General features: G+C 66.2%; 23 protein-coding genes. 22 read left to right on the top strand and 1 reads right to left on the bottom strand.

The window, feature by feature from the left end; genetic code table 11:
* Positions 1-92 precede the first annotated feature (92 nt).
* The 9 genes from QF038_RS08865 (at position 93) to QF038_RS08905 (ending at position 8,504) form a co-directional block, all read left to right on the top strand.
* Positions 93-809: a GntR family transcriptional regulator gene (locus tag QF038_RS08865; protein ID WP_307609796.1), complete on the top strand. Its 717-nt coding sequence runs from the start codon at positions 93-95 to the stop codon at positions 807-809.
* A gap of 136 nt (positions 810-945) precedes the next feature.
* Positions 946-1,950, top strand: coding sequence for a sugar phosphate isomerase/epimerase (locus tag QF038_RS08870; protein WP_307609797.1), 1,005 nt, complete (start codon positions 946-948; stop codon positions 1,948-1,950).
* Between the two features lie 57 nt (positions 1,951-2,007).
* On the top strand, positions 2,008-3,774 hold the full coding sequence (locus tag QF038_RS08875) for a dihydroxyacetone kinase family protein (RefSeq protein WP_307609798.1): 1,767 nt from the start codon (positions 2,008-2,010) through the stop codon (positions 3,772-3,774).
* A complete protein-coding gene (locus QF038_RS08880) occupies positions 3,771-4,265 on the top strand; it encodes a ribose-5-phosphate isomerase (protein WP_307609799.1) in 495 nt (164 codons plus the stop codon). The genes QF038_RS08875 and QF038_RS08880 overlap by 4 nt, the downstream gene beginning before the upstream one ends.
* Positions 4,266-4,267: 2 nt before the next feature.
* Positions 4,268-5,278, top strand: coding sequence for a 3-hydroxyacyl-CoA dehydrogenase family protein (locus QF038_RS08885; protein WP_307609800.1), 1,011 nt, complete (start codon positions 4,268-4,270; stop codon positions 5,276-5,278).
* 27 nt (positions 5,279-5,305) lie between these two features.
* A complete protein-coding gene (locus QF038_RS08890) occupies positions 5,306-6,073 on the top strand; it encodes an SDR family NAD(P)-dependent oxidoreductase (protein WP_307609801.1) in 768 nt (255 codons plus the stop codon).
* A 12-nt stretch (positions 6,074-6,085) separates the two neighbouring features.
* Positions 6,086-6,241 carry a hypothetical protein gene (locus tag QF038_RS08895; protein WP_307609802.1) on the top strand — a complete coding sequence of 52 codons (156 nt, stop codon included), beginning with the start codon at positions 6,086-6,088 and terminating at the stop codon, positions 6,239-6,241.
* A 40-nt stretch (positions 6,242-6,281) separates the two neighbouring features.
* The gene (locus QF038_RS08900; protein ID WP_307609803.1) at positions 6,282-7,634 is read left to right on the top strand and encodes an MFS transporter; all 1,353 of its coding nucleotides are present in this window, start codon (positions 6,282-6,284) and stop codon (positions 7,632-7,634) included.
* A gap of 9 nt (positions 7,635-7,643) precedes the next feature.
* On the top strand, positions 7,644-8,504 hold the full coding sequence (locus QF038_RS08905; RefSeq protein WP_307609804.1) for a triose-phosphate isomerase family protein: 861 nt from the start codon (positions 7,644-7,646) through the stop codon (positions 8,502-8,504).
* Here QF038_RS08905 and QF038_RS08910 read toward each other — a convergent pair.
* On the bottom strand, positions 8,501-9,772 hold the full coding sequence (locus tag QF038_RS08910) for a PrsW family intramembrane metalloprotease (protein WP_373461545.1): 1,272 nt from the start codon (positions 9,770-9,772) through the stop codon (positions 8,501-8,503). The genes QF038_RS08905 and QF038_RS08910 overlap by 4 nt on opposite strands.
* Positions 9,773-9,951: 179 nt before the next feature.
* Here QF038_RS08910 and pyrR point away from each other — a divergent pair, with 179 nt between their 5' ends.
* The 13 genes from pyrR to QF038_RS08975 all read left to right on the top strand — a co-directional run bounded on the left by pyrR (position 9,952) and on the right by QF038_RS08975 (position 25,071).
* Positions 9,952-10,539, top strand: coding sequence for a bifunctional pyr operon transcriptional regulator/uracil phosphoribosyltransferase PyrR (gene pyrR / locus QF038_RS08915; RefSeq protein ID WP_307609805.1), 588 nt, complete (start codon positions 9,952-9,954; stop codon positions 10,537-10,539).
* Positions 10,536-11,558: an aspartate carbamoyltransferase catalytic subunit gene (locus QF038_RS08920; protein WP_307609806.1), complete on the top strand. Its 1,023-nt coding sequence runs from the start codon at positions 10,536-10,538 to the stop codon at positions 11,556-11,558. The genes pyrR and QF038_RS08920 overlap by 4 nt, the downstream gene beginning before the upstream one ends.
* On the top strand, positions 11,558-12,892 hold the full coding sequence (locus tag QF038_RS08925; protein WP_307609807.1) for a dihydroorotase: 1,335 nt from the start codon (positions 11,558-11,560) through the stop codon (positions 12,890-12,892). Before QF038_RS08920 ends, QF038_RS08925 begins: the two co-directional genes overlap by 1 nt.
* Positions 12,892-13,413, top strand: a complete 522-nt coding sequence (locus tag QF038_RS08930) for a hypothetical protein (protein WP_307609808.1) — start codon at positions 12,892-12,894, stop codon at positions 13,411-13,413. Before QF038_RS08925 ends, QF038_RS08930 begins: the two co-directional genes overlap by 1 nt.
* Entirely contained in the window at positions 13,394-14,698 is a 1,305-nt protein-coding gene (gene carA / locus QF038_RS08935; protein WP_307609809.1) for a glutamine-hydrolyzing carbamoyl-phosphate synthase small subunit, read from the top strand. Before QF038_RS08930 ends, carA begins: the two co-directional genes overlap by 20 nt.
* The gene (gene carB / locus QF038_RS08940; protein ID WP_307609810.1) at positions 14,698-18,012 is read left to right on the top strand and encodes a carbamoyl-phosphate synthase large subunit; all 3,315 of its coding nucleotides are present in this window, start codon (positions 14,698-14,700) and stop codon (positions 18,010-18,012) included. Before carA ends, carB begins: the two co-directional genes overlap by 1 nt.
* Complete coding sequence (gene pyrF, locus QF038_RS08945; protein ID WP_307609811.1) at positions 18,005-18,868, top strand: orotidine-5'-phosphate decarboxylase; 864 nt, start codon at positions 18,005-18,007, stop codon at positions 18,866-18,868. Before carB ends, pyrF begins: the two co-directional genes overlap by 8 nt.
* 113 nt (positions 18,869-18,981) lie before the next feature.
* The gene (mihF, locus tag QF038_RS08950; RefSeq protein WP_307609812.1) at positions 18,982-19,299 is read left to right on the top strand and encodes an integration host factor, actinobacterial type; all 318 of its coding nucleotides are present in this window, start codon (positions 18,982-18,984) and stop codon (positions 19,297-19,299) included.
* 45 nt (positions 19,300-19,344) lie between these two features.
* Entirely contained in the window at positions 19,345-19,941 is a 597-nt protein-coding gene (gmk, locus tag QF038_RS08955) for a guanylate kinase (RefSeq protein WP_050054959.1), read from the top strand.
* Positions 19,942-19,956: 15 nt separating this feature from the next.
* Positions 19,957-20,217, top strand: coding sequence for a DNA-directed RNA polymerase subunit omega (gene rpoZ / locus QF038_RS08960; protein WP_003800778.1), 261 nt, complete (start codon positions 19,957-19,959; stop codon positions 20,215-20,217).
* 34 nt (positions 20,218-20,251) lie between these two features.
* On the top strand, positions 20,252-21,493 hold the full coding sequence (coaBC, locus tag QF038_RS08965; RefSeq protein WP_307609813.1) for a bifunctional phosphopantothenoylcysteine decarboxylase/phosphopantothenate--cysteine ligase CoaBC: 1,242 nt from the start codon (positions 20,252-20,254) through the stop codon (positions 21,491-21,493).
* 87 nt (positions 21,494-21,580) lie between these two features.
* Positions 21,581-22,816 (top strand): methionine adenosyltransferase, encoded by a 1,236-nt coding sequence (gene metK, locus QF038_RS08970; protein WP_050054961.1) that lies wholly within the window; start codon positions 21,581-21,583, stop codon positions 22,814-22,816.
* A 107-nt stretch (positions 22,817-22,923) separates the two neighbouring features.
* Positions 22,924-25,071, top strand: a complete 2,148-nt coding sequence (locus QF038_RS08975; protein WP_307609814.1) for a primosomal protein N' — start codon at positions 22,924-22,926, stop codon at positions 25,069-25,071.
* The last annotated feature ends 7 nt before the right edge of the window (positions 25,072-25,078 follow it).

Consider the following 25,078-nt stretch of genomic DNA (forward strand, 5'->3'; position numbering starts at 1 on the left):
CCCCAGCCAGGTCACCCTGGCCGGGGCTCTTTTGCGTCACCCGTTTGTGACGCCGCCGGGCCGGGGCCGATGCAACCCTATAGGATTTATGTATGCAGAATGCCTTGGACAGCACCGATGCGGTGCCTCCTGCCCGCCGTTCCGGACGCGCAGTCAGCCGCCAGGTGCTTGCCGACCACGTCTACACCGAACTCCTGACGTCCCTCATGGACGGCCGGCTGGCCCCGGGATCTGCAGTGAGCATCGACGGAACGGCCCGGGATCTTGATGTTTCCCCCACTCCGGTCCGCGAAGCGCTTGCCCGGCTGGAGCACACCGGGATGGTGCGCCGGGTTGCCCTGAAGGGCTACCGGGTGGCCCCGGTCTTCACGCAAGAGGATTTTGCCGAGTTGATGGAAGCCCGGCTGGCCATCGAATCCGTCAACGCGAGGCTCGCGTGTAAACGCATGGACCAGAGGGGCCTGGCGGAGTTGAAGCAGGCGGTGGAGGACCTGAAGTCCGCTCCCCGCGGTCCTTCCTTCGCCGAGTTCAAGGAGTATCTTGAGGCCGACGAGCGGTTTCACCAGCTGATCGCGCGGCAGACCGGTAACCAGTTCATGGAGGCCGCCTACTCGGCGCTCGGCGGCCAGATCCAGCGGTTCCGGCTTTTTGGGGGAGTAGGCATCACCGACGCGGAGTGCGCCATCGCTGAACACCAGGCTGTCCTGGACGCTTTTTCGACGGGTGAGCCCGGGAAAGCGGAGGCAGCCATGGCTGCCCACATCCAGCAGGTCCGGTCAAGGGCGATTGCCGCCGCCCCGGAAAGCTAGTCCCGCCCTGGGCGCGAACGGCTGAAGCCGCTGTAACCTCCTCAGGCTCCCACACCTTTCCTCGAAAGTGATCTTGACAACATCTTTCTCGATAGTAAATCCTATAGGAAACACGATCTAGGAAAGCGAGACCTGCGTGGCTTACACCGCAGACAATTGGCCCATCACGGCAGCACTGCTGCAGTTTCCTGCCGCCGATGCCTCAGGCGTCCACATCAACGACGCTGACGCTTCGGCGTGGGCAGGAGTCCTGACAGAGGTGAAAGAGGCAGGCTTCGTGAACGCCGACCTCACCGACAGCTGGGTGCGCCCCGGTGACCTCGGCACAACGCGGCTTGCCGAGTTCAAGCAGACAGCGGAAGAGGTGGGTATCGGGATCCCGGTCATCTCCGCCATCCGCCGCAGCGTCATCGAGGAAGGCAACTGGGAAGCCAACCTCGCCTACAGCCACCGCACCATAGACGCCGCCGCTGAACTCGGCTGTGAGGTTGTGTCCTTCGGGCTTCACCAGGCCATCACTCCCGAACAGCAGAAGCAGCTGTGGTTCTGGACGGTGGAAGGCTACAAGGATCCCGCGGGGGACAAGGAAGCCTGGAACAACGCGGTGACCCGCCTCCGCGAACTTGGCCGGCACGCAGCCGAGGTGGGCGTACTGCTCTCGCTCGAAATGTACGAGGACACCTACCTTGGCACTGCCGATTCCTCCGTCCGGCTGGTCCAGGACATCGGCCTGGCCAATGTCGGCCTGAACCCCGATCTCGGGAACCTGATCCGGCTCCACCGGCCCATCGAGGACTGGCGGGAGATGGTGGCCAAAACCCTGCCCTACTCCAACTACTGGCACATGAAGAACTACATTCGCGACGAGGACCGTGCCCGCGACATGTACGTCACCATGCCGGCACCGATGGAAAGCGGCCTGATCAACTACCGCGAGGCTTTCAAAGTGGCACTCTCCGTGGGTTTCCAGGGCATCCTGTGCACCGAGCACTATGGCGGCGACGGGCTGAGTGTGACGGCCAGCAACCAGGAATACCTCCGCCGCCACATCCTCCCCAAGACCGACGGATACACGCTCGGCAGCAGCCAGGTGGCGCAGGGGCGGCAGCAGCCCACCGCGGCTGAACTCACCAGCGTGTAAGTGCTGCCGGGGTTCGAACCGGATACGAAATTATCACCAAGGATTCAACGAGGAACCATGACCCTGATTTTTGACAACCCCGCAGACTTTGCGGATGAAGCATTGGACGGCTTTGTGGCAGCCAACCGGGGGTACGTGGCCCGGGTCGACGGCGGCGTTGTCCGCTCCACGGAGGTTCCCGCCGGCCAGGTGGCCCTTGTGGTGGGCGGCGGCTCCGGCCACTACCCGGCTTTCGCCGGCCTGGTGGGACCGGGCCTGGCCGCCGGCTCCGCCTGCGGCAACATGTTTGCGTCCCCTTCGGCTGGCCAGGTGTACCGGGTGGCCAAGGCGGCCAACGCCGGCGGCGGTGTGCTGTTGAGCTACGGCAACTACGCCGGCGACGTTCTCCACTTCGGCCAGGCTCAGCTGCGGCTTAACGCAGAAGGCATTGACACAAGGACCGTCCTGGTCACCGATGACATCGCCAGTGCGCCCATCGACCAGATCGGGAAACGCCGCGGCATCGCGGGCGATCTGACCGTCTTCAAGATTGCCGGTGCCGCCGCCGAGGCGGGACTGGACCTGGACGCCGTTGAGCAGCTTGCCCGCCGGGCAAACTACCGCACCCGTTCCCTGGGCGTGGCCTTTGACGGGTGCACTCTGCCGGGAGCCGGGGAGCCGCTGTTCCACGTGCCGGCCGGCCAGATGTCGCTGGGACTGGGAATCCACGGCGAACCGGGCATCTCCGAACATCCGCTGCCCACGGCCTCAGAACTTGCAGAGCTCCTGGTTTCCAGACTCCTCGAAGACAAGCCCCATGATGCCGGGCACCGCGTGGTGGCCATCGTCAACGGCCTGGGGACGGTCAAATACGACGAGTTGTTCCTGCTCTTCGGCAAGGTCGAGAAGCTCCTCACCGCCGCCGGCCTCACTGTTGTGGAACCCGAGTGCGGCGAGCTGGTCACCAGCCTGGACATGTCCGGACTCTCCCTGACCTTGCTGTGGCTCGACGACGAACTGGAACGTTACTGGGCAGCTCCGGCCGACACCCCTGCTTTCCGCAAGGGCAGCCTGGCCCCGCGGGCCCGCCGGGAACTGGCCGGGCCGGCAGAGGCGGCGGCGAGCGAAGACGAAGAGACGACGGCGGCAGCGGCTGCCTTGGGCCGGCTGGCAGCCGACCTGCTCGCCCAGGTCCAGGACGCCGTCGTCGAACATGAAGCGGAGCTGGGCAGGCTGGATGCGATTGCAGGCGACGGCGACCACGGCATCGGCATGCGGCGCGGCGTGGATGCCGCAGCGGCAGCAGCCAATGACGAAGCGGAGTCGGGAGCTTCCGTGCAGCGGGTGCTGATGGCGGCAGGGGAGGCCTGGAGTGAACGCGCCGGCGGCACCTCCGGGGCGCTCTGGGGCTCCGCTGTGCTGGCTGCCGGAATGAGCCTTGGCAACAAGGTCTCTTACGGGAGCCAGGACGCGGCCTCCGCGGTGACCGCGTTCGTGGACGCCATCACGGCCCTCGGACAGGCAGAACCGGGCGACAAGACCATGGTGGACGCCCTGCTTCCTTTCCGAGACGCGTTCCTGGCCCCGTCCAGCGGCGGCGCCAGCGCAGCGGGTGCCCTGGCAGCCGGGGCAGCCGCCGCCAAGGAAGCTGCCGACCAAACAGCATCCCTGCGGCCCCTGAAGGGGAGGGCGCGTCCGCTGGCCGAAAAGAGCCTCGGCCATCCGGACCCGGGTGCAGTTTCCTTCGCGCTGATCGCGGCCCGCATCTCCGACTACTTCACCACTGAACTGACTGACTACTCACTGCTGGCCGAATCAACGGCCGGAAATGGAGCACAAGCATGAGCGCACACCAAGGTGCGGCAGCAGGATGGCGCATCGTCATCGGAAATGATGAAGCCGGCGTCGAATACAAGGACGCACTGAAGGCGCTGCTGGAAGCGGACAGCCGCGTGGCATCTGTTCTGGACGTAGGCGTGGCCGCCGACGACGCCACGGCTTACCCGCACGTCGCCGTTGACGCCGCCCGCAAAGTGGCCGACGGCGAAGCGGACCGCGCCCTGCTGATCTGCGGCACCGGCCTGGGCGTCGCCATCGCAGCCAACAAGGTACCAGGCATCCGCGCCGTGACCGCCCACGACGGCTATTCCGTGGAGCGGTCGGTCCTGAGCAACAACGCCCAGGTCCTCACCATGGGCCAGCGCGTCATCGGCCTGGAACTGGCCAAGAAACTCGTGGGCGAATGGCTCGACTACCGCTTCGACGAGACCTCGCCCTCCGCCGCGAAGGTGGACGCCATCTGCTCCTACGAACCCGATTACACGAAGGCAGTCTGATCATGACCGAAACAGCAAGCACCGCACCAAACCCGGAAAACCCTGCACCCCTTAACGCGAACAGCGGCCGGAAGGTCGCCGTCGTCGGTTCCGGCTACATGGGCGGGGGGATCGCCCAGGTCCTGGCCCTTGGCGGCGCCACTGTGGCACTCGCGGACGTTTCCGCGGAGGTGGCGCAAAGCAATTACGAACGCCTCCTGGCGGAATCGGACCAGTTTGTGGCCGACGGCCTGTTCCCGGAGGGATCGACCGAAATACTGAAGCAGAACCTGTGGGCGGCCAGGGATATCGAGGAGGCCGTGGCAGACGCCGGCTTCATCGAGGAAGCCGTTCCCGAAGTCATCGGGATCAAGCACCAGACGTTGGCACGCATCAGCGCCGCCGCAAGGCCGGATGCCATCATCGGCTCCAACACCTCCACCATCTCCATCGCCGAGCTGTCCGGTCCCGTGGCCAACCCCGAGCGCTTCCTGGGTGTGCACTTTTCCAACCCGTCGCCCTTCATCCCGGGCGTGGAAATCATCCCGCACGCCGGCACCGCTGCGGCTACAGTGGGGGCTGTCCGCGAGCTGGTGCACGCGGCCGGCAAGCAGACCGCAGTAGTCAAGGACGTCACCGGATTCGTGCTCAACCGGCTCCAGTACGCGCTGTTCCACGAAGCCGCGCAGCTGGTGGAGCAGGGCATTGCGACGGCGGACGATGTGGACACCCTCGTCCGCACCACCTTCGGTTTCCGGCTGCCGTTCTTCGGACCTTTCGCCATAGCGGATATGGCCGGTCTGGACGTCTACAACTTCTGCTACAAGTCCCTGCAAACCGATTTCCCGGAGCGTTTCGCCACCCCGAAAATCCTGAGTGACCTGGTGGACGCCGGAAAGCTGGGCACCAAGACCGGTGCCGGGTTCCTCAACGTCCCGGCCGAGCGCACGCCCGAGCTGATCGCTTACCGCAACAAAGCCTATGTGGCCATGCAGAAGTTGCTCGAAGACCTCGGCCCCGCACCCATCAGCTGATCCAGTCCGCCTTACCCAGGAGCAACCATGAGCAGTTTTCCCGCTGAACGCACAGCCATAATCACCGGAGCGGTCTCGGAGCGCGGCATTGGCCGGGCCACCGCCAACTACCTTGCCGCCCAGGGCTGGAACATCGGCATCATCGACCTTGACGACGCCCTGTGCAAAGCCACGGCCAAGGAACTTGCCTCCCAGTACGCCATCCGCGCCCATGGTGCAGGCGCCAACGTGGCAGACGAAGCATCCGTCCGCGCCGCCATTGACTCCATCGAGGCGGAACTGCCGCAAATCGTGGCCCTTGCCAACGTAGCCGGCGTCAGTTCCCCCATTCCTTACCTCGAGTTGAACGCGGGCGAATGGGACCGTGTCCTTAATATCAACCTGAATGGCGTCCACTACGCCACGCGCCGGGTGGCCGAGTCCATGGTGAAAAACCGGATCGGACGGATTGTGAACATTTCTTCCGTTTCGGCCCAGCGCGGGGGCGGCACTTACTCCAAGACGCCGTACTCCGTCGCGAAGGCCGGCGTCATCGGACTGACGCGCTCCACCGCAAGGGAATTGGGGGAGTATGACATCACGGTCAACGCCATTTCCCCGGGTCCGATCGACACGGACATCATGGGCGGCACCCTGAGCCAGGAACGCAAGGACGAACTCACCAAGGACCTGGTAGTCAACCGGGTCGGGTCCACGCGGGACATCGCAGCCGCCATCGCCTTCCTCATCAGCGAAGAGGCCGGATACATCTCCGGCCAGACGCTGAATGTGGACGGCGGGCTCTACATGCATTAAGGAAGGCCGGTAATGGCGCAGAAAAACAAAGCCACGGTACGGCCAACACCCGCAGCAGCACCCCGAGCCGCCGGGCTAGGCCCCTGGACCAGGGCGCGCACCATCTACCTGGCCGCGGGCATCCTCGCCTGCATCACAGGGGTCGTAATGATCGTGGTCTCCCGCTAGGACCCCGGCGCATCTTCAAAGTACTCAACGAGGAGTTTTGATGTCTTTAGCAGCAACATCCACCAGGGAGCTCCTGGACTCGCCGGTCCTGAAATCGGCGATCTCCAAGGCCTCCCGACGGCTTATGCCGATGCTCGTCATCCTGTACATCGTGGCATTCCTTGACCGTACCAACGTCGGCTTTTCCGAAGCCGCGCTGGGTGTGGACAAAGGCATTAGTGCCGGAGCTTTCGCCCTCGGAGCCGGCATCTTCTTTATCGGCTACGCCCTGTTCGAGATCCCCAGCAACCTGCTTCTGACCAGGTTCGGGGCAAAAGTCTGGCTGGCCCGCATCGCCATCACCTGGGGCATCGTGTCCGCATGCTTCGCGTTCGTCCAGGGCGAAGCGTCCTTTATCATCCTGCGTTTCCTGCTCGGCGTCACCGAAGCCGGCCTGTTCCCGGGCGTCATCATGTTCCTGGCGGCCTGGTTCCCCAACAAAGTCCGGGTGAAGATGTTCGCCATCTTCTACCTGGCCCAGCCGTTCTCGCAAATGATGGGCGCACCGCTGTCCGGCTGGTTGATCAACATCGGCGACCAGGTGCCCGGAGTCCAGGGCTGGCAGGTTATGTTCTTCGTCGAAGGCATGCTGGCAGTCGTCGCCGGCATCGCAGCCTACTTCTTCCTGATCAACAGCCCGCAGAACGCCAAGTTCCTGAACAAGGAGGAAAAGGGCGCGCTCCTGGACGTTATGTCACTGGAGGACACGGTCAAGGAAGAGACCGGCCCGCGGGGAGTCCTGGCCGCCATGAAGAACCGCAAGGTCTGGTACTTCACGGTCATCTACTTCTGCCTCCAGATCGCCGTTTACGGGGTCACCTTCTACCTGCCCCAACAGGTGGCCCAGCTCACCGGCCAAAAGGTGGGTCTCGCCGTCGGCCTGATGGCAGCCATCCCGTGGTTCTTTGGGGTCTTCGCCTGCTACCTCATCGGTAAGGCCGCCAACACCCTGGTCCGCCGCCGGGTCTGGGGGACAGGGCTGTTCATCTCTACCGGCCTGTGCATCTTCGGCTCCGCGTGGGCCGGCACAAACCACCTCCCGGCGCTTGGCATCGTCTTCATCACCCTGGCCGTGTGCAGCTTCCTCGCCATTGGCCCCATCGCCTGGTCCTACCCCACGGCGTTCCTAACCGGGACGGCCGCGGCCGCAGGAATCGGCCTGATCAACTCGCTTGGAAACCTCGGCGGCTTTGTTGCGCCCATCCTGCGCACCAGCGTTAACGGGATGGCGGCGGACTCCACCGGTTCCGCAGGAGTCCTGGCCCTGGGCGTGCTTCCGTTCCTGGCAGCCGTCATGATGTACGCCACCAAGCGGTTCCGCAACAAGGCGGATGACCTGCTCGAGACCAAGTGATCGGTTGCCATGCCTGATACCAGCACCGGAACGGATCCGGACGTGGCCGGCACCGTGTACGTCGGGGTCAGCACCAAGATGTACCTGGGTTACCGCGATTCCCTGGTATGGCTGAAGCAAGTACGCAATGAAGTGGACTCCCGTCCGGCCCTGGCGGCCGGGCGGGTAGTCCCGTTTGTGGTTCCCGCCTTCCCGATGCTTCCGGCCGCCGCCTCAATCCTGGCCGGATCACCGGTCCGCCTCGGTGCCCAAAACTGTGGATGGGCCGATGGGCCCTGGACAGGCGAGATTTCACCCTCCCTCCTTGCGGAGCTCGACGTCAGCCTCGTGGAGATTGGGCACGCCGAACGACGCCGGTATTTCGGCGAAGACAGCGTGCAGATCGCACGCAAGGTCGAAGCAGCAGATGCTGCCGGCATCACCCCGCTGCTGTGCGTGGGTGAGGAAACCTGCGATTCCGGAACTGAGGCCGGCGCCGCAGCCGCCGCTGAGTGCGTCTTCCTGCAAATCGCCGACGCGGTGAACGGCGAATGGGCGCTGGCCTCCCGGCTTGTCATTGCCTACGAGCCTGTCTGGGCGATCGGGGCAGCAGAACCGGCCGGCGCCGCCTACGTTTCGGCTGTAGTCCATGCGTTGCGGGCCTTGCTCGACGTCCATAACGCGGAGGCCGGCGCAGCGCTGGGAAACCTGCCGGTCATCTACGGCGGCTCGGCAAAGCCGGGGCTCCTGCCCACGCTCGACGGCGTGTCCGGGCTTTTCCTCGGCAGGTTTGCCCACGACGCCGCGAACCTCGGGAAGGTGCTGGATGAAGCACTCGCGCTGGCACATGCCGGTCTTCCGGCAACCCCGCATCCGGGGCAGCGGGCCTAACCGGCGACGGCGGCGCGCAGTGCCAGGATGCGCTGCAGCTGCTGCCGCTCCTCGGCCTGGTGGAGCTGGACATCGCGGCCGCTGAGGATCCGCTGGCGGGTGTTGGCCAGTTGGGTGGCGGCTTTCATGAATTCCTTCATGTGCCGCTTCCGGCCGTAGCTGCCGGCCCAGTTCAACGCGGTCCGGCGGCCTCCGAATGTGGCAAGGAGCTCCACTTCGGCCGGAGTAAACCAGCCAGCGGCGGAGTATTCCAGCAGGCGCTGGCGGGTCAGCCGTTTCTCGGCAACCCGCAGGAGGATGATGCCGCCCACGGCAAGGAAAAAGATTGGAACCTGGACCACAATGTAGTCCAGCAGGAAGCCCTGCCCCATGCTGTTCCAGCGGTTGTGCAGGAACATGGCCGGCAGCAGCCCCAGGACGAATGCTGCCACCGCGACGCCGGTGCCTCCGCGGCGGGCAGCGAACCCCATCACCAGCCCGGTTGTGCCGGTGAAGATTGCATGGGCGAAGGGTGACATCACGCCGCGCAGGAAAAACACCTGGGCGAAGTCGCTGGCGGGGTTGGCCGATTCCGCGATGGCCCTGCCGAAGTACAGGATGTTCTCGGTGAAGGCGAAGCCGCCTGCAATGGTGAATGCGAAAACCACTCCGTCAACCGGCCCGTCGAAGTGCCTTCTGGCCAGTACCAGCAGGAGCAGCAGTCCCAGGGATTTGGCGAATTCCTCCACGATGGGTGCCTGGACTGTGGCCATAAACGTCTGCAGGTCCGCTTCATCAGAAAATTGGAACCCCAGCACAAAAAAGGGTTGGATCAGCAGGGTGACCGCGATGGATACTGCCGCGCCCCACGTAAAGGCAAAGTACAGGAGCCACTTTGGCTCGGGTTCCCATTTGTCGATGACATAGACCGCCAGGAGGACTGCAGACAGGGGGATCAGGGAGGCCAGGAAACCAATCAGGAATCCCGCCGCACCCGTATTCGATAACAGGAACGGCACCACCAGGAAGAGGCTGAGGAAGGCGAGGGCGCTGCCGCCGATGGACAGCGCGATGAGGCTCCCGCCCCTGGCCCGGCCCGCCCGCATCACCGACTCCTGCGGCGGGACCAGGCCCTGCACCGGACGGCCCTGATGCCCCGGTGCCGATTGATAGTTTCCGGGCTGTACCTGGCCCATCCACGTGGGATTCGCTTCGCGGGGGAGCGGCGTGCCGCCGCTGAAGGGATCTTCGGGCGGTCCGGACGCCGGGAAGCGGGGATGCATCGACATATCCGAAAGCCTAGGTGCCTGCCGCCGCACCGCCAAGAATGCAGCCAGGGAGCGGCGGGGAGTGTGACCAGCACCGCCTCTGTCCGGGGCGGGCCCCGGCAGGCCCGTGTGGTAATTTTGAGACGCACATGATCCTTTTTTAATTCCGTCCTGTGAGGCGGGGAAAGGGGAGACGAGCGTTGACTTCTGTCACCAGCGCACCGGTTCCAGCCAGGGTTGTCCTCAGCCAGGCTGACATTGACCGGGCCCTCACTCGTATCGCCCATGAGATCCTCGAGGCCAACAAGGGTTCGCAGGACCTGGTCCTGCTCGGCATTCCACGCCGCGGTTACCCGCTGGCCGCCCGGCTTGCCCAAAAGATCGCCGCAGCCGATCCCACCGTGGACGCCGCAGCCATCACCGGCCAGCTGGATGTCACCATGTTTCGCGACGACCTGTCACACCAGGGCACGCGCCCGCCGTACCCCACCAAGCTGCCCCGCACGGGCATCGACAACAAAGTGGTAGTCCTCATAGACGACGTCCTCTACTCGGGCCGCACTATCCGCGCCGCCCTGGACGCCCTCGTGGACCTGGGCCGGCCCCGCATCGTGCGGCTCGCCGTGCTCATTGACCGCGGCCACCGCGAGCTGCCCATCAGGGCAGACCATGTAGGCAAAAACCTGCCCACCTCCTCGGCGGAGAAAGTCCGCGTCCGGCTGGAGGAAACGGACACCGCCCCCGGCGGCACCCCCGTCAACGAAGTAGTGATCGAGGGCCGCTCGTGAAGCATCTTCTCTCCACCGAGGACCTCAGCCTCGCCAACGCCATCCGGATCCTCGACACCGCCGAGGAAATGGCAGCAGTGGGCGACCGCGAAGTTAAGAAGCTCCCCGCCCTGCGCGGACGCACTGTGGTAAACCTCTTCTTCGAGGACTCCACCCGCACGCGCATCTCCTTCGAAGCCGCAGCAAAGCGACTGTCGGCGGACGTCATCAACTTCGCCGCGAAGGGCTCCTCAGTCTCCAAGGGGGAGTCCCTCAAGGACACAGCCCAGACGCTGTCCGCGATGGGGGCGGACGCCGTCGTCATCCGGCACTGGGCCTCAGGGGCACCGCACCGGCTGGCAGCAACCGACTGGATCGATGCCGCCGTCATCAATGCCGGCGACGGCACCCACGAACACCCCACCCAGGCGCTGCTTGATGCGTTCACCATGCGCCGCCACTGGGCACGCCTGGCCGGCACCGGTTCCGAAGGCGCAGACCTCAAGGGAATGCGGGTGGCCATCGCCGGTGACGTCCTGCACTCCCGGGTGGCCCGCTCCAACGTCTGGCTCCTGCGTACCCTCGGCGCCGAGGTCACCTTGGTGGCGCCACCCACCCTGCTGCCCATCGGCGTTGAAAAGTGGCCTTGCAAAGTCAGTTACAACATGGACGAAACACTCGAGCAGGGCGTCGACGCCGTGATGATGCTGCGCGTGCAGGGCGAACGCATGAACGCCTCCTTCTTCCCCAGCACCCGGGAATACTCGCGCCGGTGGGGCTTCGACGACAACCGGCTTCACGCGCTGGACGCCCTGGGCATGAAAGACACCATCATCATGCACCCCGGGCCCATGAACCGCGGCCTGGAAATCTCGGCGGCCGCCGCCGATTCCCCCCGCTCCACCGTCCTGGCCCAGGTCCGCAACGGCGTGTCCGTGCGGATGGCCGCCCTTTACCTGCTGCTCTCCGGGGACACCCGCGAACCAGCCGCCCCCGCCCTGGCCTATGCCGGCACCCATTCCACCAAGGAGAGCAACTGATGCCAGCCAACACCGGAACCTATCTGATCCGCAGCGCCTCGCTCCTGGGCGGCGAGCCGGCAGACCTGCTGATCCGCGACGGCGTGATCGCAGAAACGGGAACCGGCCTCTCCGATGACGGGGCCACCGTCATCGACGCCGCCGGCCTGGTGGCACTGCCCGGCATGGTGGACGTGCACACGCACCTCCGCGAGCCCGGCCGCGAGGACGCCGAGACCGTTGAAACCGGCACCCGGGCCGCCGCCCTCGGCGGATACACCGCCGTCCACGCCATGGCCAACAGCACTCCGGTGGCGGACACCGCCGGCGTGGTGGAGCAGGTCTACAGCCTCGGCCAGGCAGCCGGCTGGGTGGATGTCCGCCCCGTGGGCGCTGTAACGGTGGGCCTGGCGGGCGAGCAGCTCGCCGAACTCGGAGCCATGGCCGATTCCCGCGCAAGGGTCCGGATGTTCTCCGACGACGGCATCTGCGTCCACGATCCCGTGCTCATGCGCCGTGCCCTGGAGTACGTCAAGGCGTTCGACGGCGTGGTGGCCCAGCACGCCCAGGAACCGCGCCTGACTGCCGGTGCCCAGATGAACGAAGGCGAAGTCTCCGCCGTCCTGGGACTCACCGGCTGGCCTGCCGTGGCCGAGGAAAGCATCATCGCCCGCGACGTGCTCCTGGCCCAGCACGTCGGCTCCCGGCTCCACGTCTGCCACGTCTCCACCGCCGGCTCGGTGGAAATCATCCGCTGGGCCAAGCAGCGCGGCATCAATGTCACGGCCGAGGTCACTCCGCACCACCTGCTGCTGACCGATGATCTGGTCCGCAGCTACGACCCCGTGTATAAGGTCAACCCGCCGCTGCGCACCGACGCCGACGTCCAGGCCCTGCGCGCCGGCCTCGCAGACGGAACCATCGACGTCGTCGGCACCGACCACGCGCCGCACCCCAGCGAGCACAAGGAATGCGAGTGGGCCCAGGCCGCCATGGGCATGACCGGCCTGGAAACGGCACTGTCCGTGGTGCAGCAGACCATGATCGAGACCGGCCTGATCAGCTGGGCGGACTTCGCCCGGGTCACCTCGGCGGCTGCCGCCAGGATCGGCCGGCTCGAAGACCAGGGCCGGCCGCTGGAAACGGGGGAGCCCGCCAACATCATCCTGGTGGATCCCGCCGCGCGCTGGACGGTGGAGCCCGCGAAGATGGCCACCATGGGACGCAACTCCCCGTTCAAGGGCATGGAGCTGCCGGGCAAGGTAGTAGCCACGTTCTTCAAGGGCCACCCCACCGTGCTGGACGGCAAGCTCAACACCCCGTACCCGCACGCGGCGTCCGTGGGTGCCGCCTGATGGACACCCAGCTGCTCTCGCTGGTCATCACGCTGGCCCTCATCGCCGCAGCCTTCGCCCTCATCGGCCTGGGCTGGCGGAACCGCCTAAGGCGCCAGGCCGACGTCGAACAGTTGCCCTTGGTGCCGGAGGCGCCGGGGGAGCCGCTCGTCAGTGCCGAAGGGCAGTACGTCGCATCCACCACCGGCGGTGACTGGCTGGACCGTATCGCAGTGCACGGGCTCGGCATCCGGACCAACGCCACGCTGGATGTCTACCCGCACGGCGTCATCTTTGACCGGGCAGGGGCGCCGGCGCTGTACATTCCCGCGGCATCCCTCACCGGGGTACGGCTGGACAGCGGCATGGCCGGCAAGTTCGTGGAGAAGGACGGCCTCCTGGTTCTGGCGTGGAGGCACGGCAGCCACGAGCTGGACACCGGCTTCCGGACCCGCCGCGCAGAGGACAGGAACGTGCTTTTCGCAGCACTTCAGGAATTGATTTCTTCGGCCCCCGCGGCTGATGCCAATAGTGGAAAGTAAGCAAGTGACAACAAATACCGCAGTATCCGCCCCAGTTTCCGCTCCTGTATCAGCTCCCGCTGCGCTCGTCCTCGAAGACGGCCGCATTTTCCGCGGAAGCAGCTACGGCCGCACCGGAACCGCCCTGGGCGAGGCAGTCTTCGCCACCGGCATGACCGGCTACCAGGAAACCATCACGGACCCCTCCTACGCCCGGCAGCTGGTGGTGCAGACCGCACCGCACATCGGCAACACCGGCGTGAACAATGACGACGCCGAGTCCCGCCGCATCTGGGTGGCCGGCTACATCGTCCGCGACGCCGCCCGCCGCCCGTCCAACTGGCGCTCCGAACGCTCCCTGGACGAAGAACTCGTGGCCCAGGGCATCGTGGGCATCCAGGGCGTGGACACGCGCGCCATCACCCGCCACCTGCGCGAGCACAAGACCATGCGTGCCGGCATCTTTTCCGGCGAAGCCGCCCAGGCCACGGACAAGGAGCTGCTCGACGCCGTGCTGGCCAGCGCCCCGATGGAGGGCTCCCGCCTGGCCGAGGAAGTCAGCGTGGACGAGGCGTACGTGGTGGAACCGAAGGACCACGGCTGGGACGGCGAACCCCGGTTCAGCATCGCCGCCGTCGACCTCGGCATCAAAGCCATGACGCCGGTCCGGTTCGCCGAGCGCGGCGTTCGCGTCCACGTGCTCCCAGCCACCGCCACCCTCGAGGACGTCAAGGCCGTCAACCCGGACGGTTTCTTTATGTCCAACGGCCCCGGCGACCCCGCCACCGCCGACACCCAGGTCAAGCTCCTCCGCTCCGTCCTGGACGAAAAGCTGCCGTACTTCGGCATCTGCTTCGGCAACCAGATCCTGGGCCGCGCCCTGGGCTTTGGCACCTACAAGCTGCGCTACGGCCACCGCGGCATCAACCAGCCCGTGATGGACCGCCGCACCGGCAAGGTGGAGATCACCTCGCAGAACCACGGCTTCGCCGTGGATGCACCGCTCGACGGCGCCACCCAGGCTCCCGAGGCACGCTACGGACGCGTCGAGGTCAGCCACGTCAGCCTGAACGACGACGTCGTGGAAGGCCTCGCCTGCCTGGACATCCCCGCCTTCTCCGTGCAGTACCACCCCGAGGCAGCCGCCGGACCGCACGACGCCGCCTACCTCTTCGACCGCTTCATCGACCTGATGGAGGGCACCCGGGACGGCAGGACCGCCAACCTGTCCAAGGACCCCGTGGACTCTGCACACTCTGCCGGCGCTGAACACAAAAACGACAACAAGACTGAGGACAAGAAGTAATGCCGAAACGTACAGATCTCAAGAGCGTCCTCGTCATTGGTTCCGGCCCGATCGTCATCGGCCAGGCCGCCGAATTTGACTACTCCGGCACGCAGGCGCTGCGCGTCCTCAAGGAGGAAGGCCTGCGGGTCATCCTGGTCAACTCCAACCCGGCCACCATCATGACCGACCCGGAGTTCGCCGACGCCACCTACGTTGAGCCCATCACGCCCGAGGTGGTGGAGAAGATCATCGCCAAGGAGCGCCCGGATGCCGTGCTGCCCACCCTGGGCGGCCAGACGGCCCTGAACACGGCCATCGCGCTGGACAAGAACGGTGTGCTCGAGAAGTACAACGTGGAGCTGATCGGCGCCAACATCGCCGCCATCGAACTTGGCGAGGACCGCGAAAAGTTCAAGGGCGTGGTGGAACGCTGCGGCGCCGAGTCCGCCCGCAGCCACATCATCCACACCATGGACGAGGCCCTCAAGGCCGCCGACGACCTCGGCTACCCCATGGTGGTCCGCCCCTCCTTCACCATGGGCGGCCTCGGCTCCGGCCTTGCCTACAACGAGGACGACCTCCGCCGCATCGTGGGCCAGGGCCTGCAGTACAGCCCCACGTCCGAGGTGCTGCTCGAAGAGAGCATCCTGGGCTGGAAAGAGTACGAGCTCGAGATGATGCGCGACAAGAACGACAACGTCGTGGTGGTCTGCTCCATCGAGAACTTCGATCCCGTTGGCGTCCACACCGGCGACTCCATCACCGTGGCGCCGGCCCTGACCCTCACCGACCGCGAATACCAGCGGCTGCGCGACATCTCCATCGCCGTGATCCGTGAAGTGGGCGTGGACACCGGCGGCTGCAACATCCAGTTCGCCATCGACCCCGCCACTGGCCGCGTGGTGGTCATCGAGATGAACCCCCGCGTGTCCCGTTCCTCGGCGCTGGCGTCCAAGGCCACCGGTTTTGCCATTGCCAAGATCGCCACCAAGCTTTCCCTGGGTTACACGCTGGACGAGATCCCCAACGACATCACCCAGAAGACCCCCGCGTCCTTCGAACCCACCCTCGACTACGTGGTGGTCAAGGTGCCGCGCTTCGCGTTCGAGAAGTTCCCGGCAGCGGACAACACCCTCACCACCACCATGAAGTCGGTGGGCGAGGCCATGGCCATGGGCCGCAACTTCACCGAAGCACTGCAGAAGGCGCTCCGGTCGCTGGAGCAGAAGGGTTCGCAGCTGGACTTCAGCTCTGTCCCTGAATGGGAAGTCGCCGAGCTGATCGAAAAGGCAAAGCGTCCCACCACCGAGCGCCTGCACCAGGTCCAGCGCGCCCTCCTGGGCGGCGCCACCGTGGAGCAGCTTTTCGAGGCCACCAAGATCGACCCGTGGTTCCTGGACCAGCTCCAGCTCCTCAACGAGATCTCCCGTGAAATCCGCCAGGCCGGTGCCTTGACCGCTGAGATGCTGAAGCGCGCCAAGCGGCACGGCTTCTCGGATGAGCAGATCGGCGCCCTCACGCACAACTCCGAGGCCGTAGTCCGCGGCGTCCGCCAGGCACTGGGCATCCGCCCTGTCTACAAGACTGTGGACACCTGCGCAGCCGAATTTGCCGCCTACACCCCGTACCACTACTCGGCCTACGACGAGGAGGACGAGGTTGCGCTGCATTCCAAGCCCTCGATCCTGATCCTCGGCTCCGGCCCCAACCGCATCGGCCAGGGCATCGAGTTCGACTACTCCTGCGTCCACGCCTCCATGGCCCTGCGGAAGGCCGGCTACGAGACGGTCATGGTCAACTGCAACCCCGAGACCGTGTCCACCGACTACGACGTCTCCACCCGCCTGTACTTCGAGCCGCTGACGCTCGAGGACGTGCTGGAGGTCATCGCGGCCGAGGAACGCACCGGCGGCGTGATGGGCGTCTTCGTCCAGCTCGGCGGCCAGACCCCGCTCAAGCTCGCACAGCAGCTTGCCGACGCCGGGGTGCCCATCCTGGGCACGTCGCCGGAAGCCATTGACCTCGCCGAGCACCGCGGCATGTTCTCCCGTGTCCTGGACAAAGCCGGCCTGATCTCCCCGAAGAACGGCACCGCCGTCTCCTTCGAGGACGCCAAGAAGATCGCGGACGAGATCGGCTACCCGGTCCTGGTCCGCCCCTCCTACGTCCTGGGCGGCCGCGGCATGGAGATCGTCTACGACGAGCCCAACCTGTCCCGCTACATCGCCAACGCCACGGAAATCACCCCGGACCACCCGGTGCTGATCGACCGCTTCCTGGAGGACGCCGTCGAGATCGACGTCGACGCCCTCTTCGACGGCACCGACATGTACCTGGGCGGCATCATGGAGCACATCGAGGAAGCGGGCATCCACTCCGGCGACTCCGCCTGCGTCCTGCCGCCCATCACCCTGGGCACCAACGTCCTGGAGCGCGTCCGCACTGCAACCCGGGCCATCGCCGAAGGCGTGGGGGTCCGCGGCCTGATCAACATCCAGTTCGCCCTGGCCTCGGACGTGCTCTACGTCCTCGAAGCCAACCCGCGTGCGTCGCGGACCGTGCCGTTCGTCTCAAAGGCCACCGGCGTCCAGATGGCCAAGGCCGCGGCCCTGATCGGCACCGGCGTGACCATCGGCCAGCTCCGCAGCGCCTACAAGATGCTGCCCGAGGTGGGCGACGGCTCCACCCTGCCCCTGGACGCTCCCGTGTCCGTCAAGGAGGCAGTCCTGCCGTTCAGCCGCTTCCGCACGCTCGAAGGCAAGGTGGTGGACTCGCTGCTCGGCCCCGAGATGCGCTCCACCGGTGAGGTCATGGGCATCGACAAGCACTTCGACACCGCCTTTGCCAAGAGCCAGGCTGCGGCCAACAACGCGCTGCCCACCGAAGGCAAGATCTTTGTCTCCGTGGCTAACCGCGACAAGCGCTCGGTGATCATGGGCGTCAAGCGGCTCTCGGACCTCGGCTTCGAGATCGTTTCCACGGGGGGCACCGCAGACGTGCTGCGCCGCAACGGCATCCAGGCAACCCCGGTGCGCAAGGTGGCAGAAGGCAGCAGCGCCGAAGGCGAAGGCACCATCGCCGACCTCGTGATTGCCGGCGAGATCGACATGGTCTTCAACACCCCCTCCGGCGGCGAAGCCCGCAGCGACGGCTACGAACTGCGTGCTGCCGCCACATCCATCGGCATCCCCTGCATCACCACGGTGGCCGAGTTCAACGCCGCCGTCCAGGCGATCGAGGCGATGCGCACCTACGAGTGGTCCGTCACCAGCCTGCAGGAGCATGCTGCAGCCCTGGCGGAGTCCCAGAAGGCAGCCCTGCAGCATGCCTGAGCAGTTATCAGCCGCCGCAGGCCGGGAGTCTTTCGGCTCCCGGCTCGGTGCCGCCATGGCGGCCCGCGGCCCGCTCTGCGTTGGCATTGATCCGCACCCGTCCCTGCTGTCCGCGTGGGGCCTGAAGGACGACGTCGACGGCCTCCGTGCGTTTTCGCTGACGGTGCTGGACGCGGTGGCTTCCCTCGCTGCCGCGGTCAAGCCGCAGGTGGCACTTTACGAGCGCCACGGATCCGCCGGAATGGCCGTCCTGGAGGAAGTCCTTGCCATTGCGCGGGATGAGTCCGTGCTGACCATTGCCGACGCAAAGCGGGGCGACATCGGATCCACCATGGCTGCCTACGCTGACGCGTGGCTGCGGGACGGTTCCCCGCTGGCCGCCGACTCGGTGACCTTGAGCCCCTACCTGGGGTTCGAATCACTGCGTCCGGCCCTGGACCTCGCGGCGGAAACAGGCCGCGGCGTATTTGTCCTGGCTCTGACCTCCAACCCCGAAGGGCCGTCGGTCCAGCACGTAGGGGGAGCGGACTCGGTGGCCCGCCGGATCGCCCTCGCTGCGGGCGCTGAAAACCGCCGCTACCCCGGCGACATGGGGTCTGTGGGACTCGTGGTGGGTGCCACGGTAGGCTCCGCCCTGGCGGACCTCGACGTCGACCTCGCCGCCATGCGCGGACCCGTCCTGGCGCCCGGCCTCGGCGCACAGGGGGCCACGCCGGCCCACCTGCGCGCCACCTTCGGCAACGCCTATGGCCAGGTCCTTGGAACGTCAAGCCGCGAGATCCTCTCGGCCGGCCCCAAACGGCAGGAACTGCGGGACGCCGCCCAGCGGACCCTCGACGGATTGCGCGGCGAATAGGGGGAGCCGTTTCCCCGGATCCATTGATTCGAGCAGCACCAAAGGGTAGTTTCAGGACAAGTCCAAGGGCGGCCGCCCCTGGACGTATCCGCCGAGATCCGGGGGTGCCACCCATGGTGCTTCGACCCTTATCCGCATCCGAGCGTACAGACGCCCTGAACAAGGCGGCGGCGGCCAGGGCCACCCGCGCGGCGGCCAAGGAAAGCCTGAAGAACCGCGAGCGGTCCGCGGCCGAGATCATCAACTCGGCCCTGGAAGATGAAGCCATGGCGCGGATGAAGGTCTCGGAGTTGCTGGAGGCTTTGCCGGGCATCGGCAAAGTCCGGGCCGCGGCCATCATGAAGCAACTGGGTATTGCGGCTTCCCGCAGGCTCCGCGGCCTCGGCATCCACCAGCGCCGGGCGCTGGTAGATTTTATAGACGAGAACTAGGGCTGGCTCCGGCCGCCTTCCCCGAAATCCGGCATAAAGGAATACGTGAGCAAAAAACCTGGACTGACAGTCCTCGCAGGTCCGACGGCTGTTGGCAAAGGCACCGTGTCCACCTTCATCCGGGACAACTACCCGGAGGTCTGGTTGTCCGTATCAGCCACCACCCGGGCCCCCCGGCCCGGAGAAATCGACGGTGTGCACTACTTCTTCAAGTCCAAGGAGGAGTTCGAGCGGCTCGTGGCGGACGGCGAGCTCCTGGAGTGGGCAGTGGTCCACGGCCAGAACACGTACGGCACCCTGAAAAGCACCGTGAACCAGGCTATCGCCGAGGGACGCTCAGTGTTGCTGGAGATCGACCTGCAGGGCGCCCGCCAGGTCAAAGCCGCCGTTCCGGACGCCCAGTTCGTTTTCCTCGCGCCCCCCAGCTGGGACGAAATGGTCCGCCGGCTGGTGGGCCGCGGCACTGAAACGCCCGAGGAACAGCAGCGCCGCCTGGAAACCGCTAAACTGGAGCTTGCTGCTGAACCGGAGTTCGACCATACCGTTATCAATGACGACGTTCGCCGGGCGGCGGACGAGCTTGTTTCACTCATGGGGCTGACCCCGCATCCGCATGGAGCGCGGGAAGCGTCAGCCCGCTAGGAATTTGGAGAATTCGTGTCCACGAACCTTGAAGGCATCATCAACCCGCCGATCGATTCGCTGCTTGAGGCAGCTGATTCCAAGTACGGCCTGGTGATCTTCGGTGCCAAGCGTGCTCGTCAGATCAACGCCTACTACGCCCAGCTGCACGAGGGCCTCTTCGAGTACGTCGGCCCGCTGGTTGACACCAAGCTGAACGAAAAGTCGCTGTCGATCGCCCTGCGTGAGATCAACGAAGGCAAGCTGGTTTCCACGCCGATCGAAGCAGCGGAGTAATTCTGCCGCCTGAGGTGCTGTTGACGGAGGTCACGTGCGCATAGTCCTCGGAGTCGGGGGAGGGATTGCCGCCTACAAGGTGGCATCACTCCTCCGGCTTTTTACTGAAGCCGGGCATCACGTCACAGTGATTCCCACGGAGGCGGCCACGCGTTTCGTTGGCACCGCCACCTGGGAGGCATTGTCCGGAAACCCGGTCAGCAACAGCGTTTTCGACGACGTCCACCAGGTCAACCACGTCCGCCTGGGCCATGAAGCCGACCTCGTGGTGATCGCCCCGGCCACTGCCGACCTCCTGGCCAAAGCAGCCACCGGTCAGGCGGGTGACCTCCTGACCAACACCCTGCTGATGGCGCACGGGCCGGTGCTGTTCGCCCCGGCCATGCACACCGAGATGTGGCAGCACGCGGCCACCCGCGCCAATGTTGAAACACTGCGCAGCCGCGGCGTTGCGGTCCTCGAACCGGCTATCGGCCGGCTGACAGGATCCGACTCCGGTCCGGGCAGGCTTCCCGAGCCCGAAGTGATTTTCGACGCAGCGATGGCCCTGGTCGAAGGCCAGTCGGACTACCAGCTGCCGCTGGCCGGCCGGACCGTCACCATCAGCGCAGGCGGAACCCGCGAACCCCTGGACCCCGTCCGGTTCCTCGGCAACCGTTCTTCAGGCAAGCAGGGTGTGGCGCTGGCCGTCGCCGCACGGAACGCCGGGGCAACAGTCCGGCTGATCGCGGCCCACATGGAAGTCCTGCCGCCGCCCGGGGTGGACGTAATCAAGGTGGAGACTGCTTTGCAGCTTCGCGAGGCCGCGCTGGCCGCCGCTGCCGATTCCGACGTCGTGATTATGTCCGCGGCGGTAGCCGACTTCCGCCCGGCAGAGGTCTCCAGCACCAAAATCAAGAAGCGCGACGACACTGCCGATCCCGTGATCACGCTGGTCCGTAACCCTGACATCCTGCACGAGCTCGTGGAGCGCCGGAACAGCTCCGGATCCGCGGAAGGCGAGCAGCTGATCGTAGGATTTGCCGCGGAAACCGGGGACAGCCACGGCGATGTGCTGGCGTACGCGGAAGCCAAGCTGCAGCGCAAAGGCTGCGACCTGCTGGTGGTCAACCACGTCGGCGCGGACAAAGTATTCGGCCAGGACACCAACTCCGTGGTCATCCTGGCCCGCTCGGGCTCCGAACCACAGGAGGCCTCCGGAACCAAGACCCAGGTTTCGGCCGCCATCATCAGCCGGATCGGCTTCGAACTGAACCACGTATCGCCCCGCACCTGAGTGTTCGGCGGACACGTCCGCTGAACAGAGTGACATCGCATGACGTCCCGTCGGGGCAGTCCGGATTCCAACAAGTAAGGTAATTGAGTGACTTTACCGCTGCACCTTCCCCAGTCCCATGGGGCCACGCCCTCCGCGCTCCGGCTCTTCACCTCCGAGTCCGTCACCGAGGGCCACCCGGACAAGATCTGCGACCAGATCAGCGACGCCATCCTGGACGCACTGCTTGCAGCGGACCCCGAATCGCGGGTAGCGGTGGAGACCATGGCCACCACCGGCCTGGTCCACGTGGCCGGCGAAGTCACCACCGACGCCTACGTCGAAATCCCGCAGATTGTCCGCGAAACCATCCTGGGCATCGGCTACGACTCCTCGGCCAACGGGTTCGACGGCGCCCGCTGCGGTGTTTCAGTATCCATTGGCCAGCAGTCAAACGACATCGCCGGGGGAGTCTTCAACTCCCTGGAAGCCCGCGAAGGACGCCAGGAAGACGACTACGACCTCCAGGGCGCCGGCGACCAGGGCTTGATGTTCGGCTATGCCAGCGACGAGACCCCGTCCTACATGCCCACCCCCATCTGGCTGGCACACCGGCTGTCGGAGCGGCTCACCGAAGTCCGCAAGTCAGGCCAGCTGCCCTACCTCCGCCCGGACGGCAAGACCCAGGTGACCGTAGGCTACGACAAGGACCTGCCCGTCTCTGTCGAAACCGTGGTCATCTCCAGCCAGCATGCCGAGGGCGCAAGCCTGGCGCAGCTCCGCGCGGACCTCGCCTCCATCGTCATCGAGCCCGTCCTCGCCGGCGCTAACCTGGACATCTCCCGGGCAGCGAACATCCTGAACCCGGCCGGCGAATTCGTCATCGGCGGACCTGTCGGCGATGCCGGTCTCACCGGCCGGAAGATCATCGTTGACACCTACGGCGGTATGGCCCGTCACGGCGGCGGCGCCTTCTCCGGCAAGGACCCCTCCAAGGTGGACCGCTCGGCTGCCTACGCCATGCGCTGGGTCGCCAAGAACGTGGTGGCAGCAGGACTGGCCAAGCGTGCCGAGATCCAGATTGCCTACGCCATCGGCCAGGCCCGCCCCGTGGGAACCTACGTTGAAACCTTCGGAACGGAAACGGTTGATCCGGCCCGCATCAGCGCCGCCATCGCGGAAATCTTCGACCTTCGTCCCCGCGCCATCATCGACGCCCTGGACCTGAAGCGGCCCATCTACGCCAAGACTGCCGCGCACGGACACTTCGGCCGCGACGATCCGGACTTCACGTGGGAGCGCCTGGACCGCGTGGATGACCTGAAGGCGTTCTTCAACGCCTAGCAGAACCTGTATGCCGTGCCGGCGGCAATGCCGATGCGCCGGAATGTCTGTGCCCGGTGGTTTGCTGGCTCTGTCCACATGGGTGATGCTGAACGGAGGTGGCCGCAGTGGTTGCTGATGACGCGGCGCAACCGTTACTGGACCTGCCGGCGGCCGTGCAGCCGTCCTTGCTGCAGGGGTTCCCGGACCGGAAACAGCAGGCCGGGCCGAAGTTCGCAGGCCACCTGCCGGTGGCCCGCGTCCTGGTGGAGTCCTCCCTGCCCCATCTGGACCGGCCGTTCGATTACGGTGTCCCGGCAACCCTCGACAATGAGGCGCAGCCCGGGGTTCGGGTCAAGGTCAAGTTCAACGGCCAGGACCTTAGCGGCTTCATCATCGAGCGGGTGGCGGAGTCCGACGCCGGCCACAGCCTCCTGCCGCTGGCCAAGGTGGTTTCCCCGGTTCCCGTCCTCACGCCGGACATACGGGACCTCGCCACCGCTGTTGCTGCGCGTTATGCCGGAACGGTATCTGATGTCCTGCGTGTCGCAGTCCCGCCCCGGGTTGCCCGGCTGGAGAAGACCTTTCCTGCCGTTAACGAATCCGGCGGCACCCAGGAACCAGCGGCTGAGGCGGCCGTGCGCCAGCCAGGTAATACCGGTGCTGACGCTGCCGGTCACTCCGCCTGGGCTGACTACCGCAACGGCCCGGCATTCCTGCGCCACCTGGGTGAAGGCGGCGCCCCCCGGGCTGTACTGAACCCGCTCCGGGGCTTCGGCCCCTCGGGCTGGCCCCGGTTGCTGGCCCAGGCAGTAGCCGCAGCCTTTGAATCCGGCCGGGGCGCCCTGGTGGTGGTACCGGACAACCGCGACCTTGACCTTCTGGAGGACGCGGTGAAGGGCCTGCTGCCCGAAGATGCCGTAGCACGCCTGACGGCAGAGGACGGCCCTACTCCCCGCTACCAGAATTTCCTGGATCTCCTTGCCGGGACGGCCCGTGTGGCCATTGGCACCAGGTCGGCTGCCTACGCACCGGTAAAGGACCTGGGCCTCGTTGTCTGTTGGGATGATGGCGACGACCTCCACATCGAGCAACGCGCACCCTATGCCCATGCCCGTGAGGTCCTGCTCCTGCGCGCCGAGCAGGCAGGTGCCGCGTGCCTCCTGGCCGGCCACACGCGGAGCACTGAAGTCCAGCGGCTTGTGGAATCGGGCTGGGTGCTTCCCGTCGAGGCTGATCGGACAGTTGTCCGCCGGACGGTCCCGAGGGTTGTGAACACCGCTGACAGCTTCGAACAGGAACGGGACCCGCTGGCCAGGGTTGCCCGGCTGCCAGGCGCTGCGTGGCGTGCTGCCAAAGAAGGACTCGAACGCGGGCCTGTCCTGGTGCAGGTGGCCCGCGCAGGCTACGTGCCCTCGCTCGCGTGCGAAACCTGCCGGGAGCCCGCCCGTTGCGGAACCTGCCAGGGGCCCCTGGCGCTTGCCGGCGGCGGTTCCGCCGTGCCGCAGTGCCTGTGGTGCTCCACCCCGGCACTTGACTGGGGCTGCTCCCACTGCGGCGGCCGGAGGCTCCGCAAGGGTGCTACCGGTGTAATGCGGACGGCCGAGGAACTGGGCCGCGGTTTCCCTGGAAAAACGGTGATCACGTCCTCCGGGGACCACGTCAAAGCAAGCGTAGGCCCGGCTAAGTCCCTGGTAGTGGCTACCGTGGGCGCCGAGCCGGTGGCCGAGGGCGGCTACGCGGCGGCTCTGCTCCTGGACGGCGATTCGCTGCTGCGGCGGGAAAACCTGCGCGCCGGTGAGGACACGGTGCGCCGCTGGTTCAATGCCGCCGCCCTGGTGCGGCCGGCGTCCGATCACGGGCTCGTTGTCATCACGGCCTCGGAGACGTCCGCTGTGGGTGCCCTGCTCCGGTGGGATCCTCCAGGTTACGCCCGCCGGGAACTGTCCCTTCGCGTGGAACTGCAACTGCCGCCCGCGGTACGGATCGCCTCGGTCACCGGCCCCCGGGCCGCCGTCGACCACTTCACCGCTGCAGCGGCGGCGCAGCTGCAACCTGCGGGGATCAGCTTGCGCACCGCCGGGCCTGCCCCTGTGCTCCTTAGCGGTCCCCCCTCGTCACGCCGGGTGGGGGAGGACGTCCGCACCCTGCTGTTTTTCCCGTACGCCCAGGCAGCAGCCGTAACGCGCGTCCTGCGTGCAACGAGGGCAGCGACGGCCGCAAAGCGGAGCGCGGAACCCGTCCAGCTTCGGCTCGACGGCGTGGACGTGCTTTAGCAGCGGC

The sequence above is a fragment of the Pseudarthrobacter sp. W1I19 genome (assembly GCF_030817835.1).
GTDB lineage: Bacteria > Actinomycetota > Actinomycetes > Actinomycetales > Micrococcaceae > Arthrobacter.

Excerpts from the sequence above, each read along its gene's own strand:
- QF038_RS08890 (WP_307609801.1), top strand. The coding sequence starts at position 5,306 with ATGAGCAGTTTTCCCGCTGAACGCACAGCCATAATCACCGGAGCGGTC.
- pyrF (WP_307609811.1), top strand. The coding sequence starts at position 18,005 with ATGCCTGAGCAGTTATCAGCCGCCGCAGGCCGGGAGTCTTTCGGCTCC.
- QF038_RS08925 (WP_307609807.1), top strand. The coding sequence starts at position 11,558 with ATGCCAGCCAACACCGGAACCTATCTGATCCGCAGCGCCTCGCTCCTG.
- QF038_RS08895 (WP_307609802.1), top strand. The coding sequence starts at position 6,086 with ATGGCGCAGAAAAACAAAGCCACGGTACGGCCAACACCCGCAGCAGCA.
- QF038_RS08865 (WP_307609796.1), top strand. The coding sequence starts at position 93 with ATGCAGAATGCCTTGGACAGCACCGATGCGGTGCCTCCTGCCCGCCGT.
- QF038_RS08910 (WP_373461545.1), bottom strand. The coding sequence starts at position 9,772 with ATGTCGATGCATCCCCGCTTCCCGGCGTCCGGACCGCCCGAAGATCCC.
- QF038_RS08875 (WP_307609798.1), top strand. The coding sequence starts at position 2,008 with ATGACCCTGATTTTTGACAACCCCGCAGACTTTGCGGATGAAGCATTG.
- QF038_RS08880 (WP_307609799.1), top strand. The coding sequence starts at position 3,771 with ATGAGCGCACACCAAGGTGCGGCAGCAGGATGGCGCATCGTCATCGGA.
- QF038_RS08900 (WP_307609803.1), top strand. The coding sequence starts at position 6,282 with ATGTCTTTAGCAGCAACATCCACCAGGGAGCTCCTGGACTCGCCGGTC.
- carA (WP_307609809.1), top strand. The coding sequence starts at position 13,394 with ATGCCAATAGTGGAAAGTAAGCAAGTGACAACAAATACCGCAGTATCC.
- QF038_RS08930 (WP_307609808.1), top strand. The coding sequence starts at position 12,892 with ATGGACACCCAGCTGCTCTCGCTGGTCATCACGCTGGCCCTCATCGCC.
- mihF (WP_307609812.1), top strand. The coding sequence starts at position 18,982 with ATGGTGCTTCGACCCTTATCCGCATCCGAGCGTACAGACGCCCTGAAC.
- QF038_RS08905 (WP_307609804.1), top strand. The coding sequence starts at position 7,644 with ATGCCTGATACCAGCACCGGAACGGATCCGGACGTGGCCGGCACCGTG.
- carB (WP_307609810.1), top strand. The coding sequence starts at position 14,698 with ATGCCGAAACGTACAGATCTCAAGAGCGTCCTCGTCATTGGTTCCGGC.
- QF038_RS08885 (WP_307609800.1), top strand. The coding sequence starts at position 4,268 with ATGACCGAAACAGCAAGCACCGCACCAAACCCGGAAAACCCTGCACCC.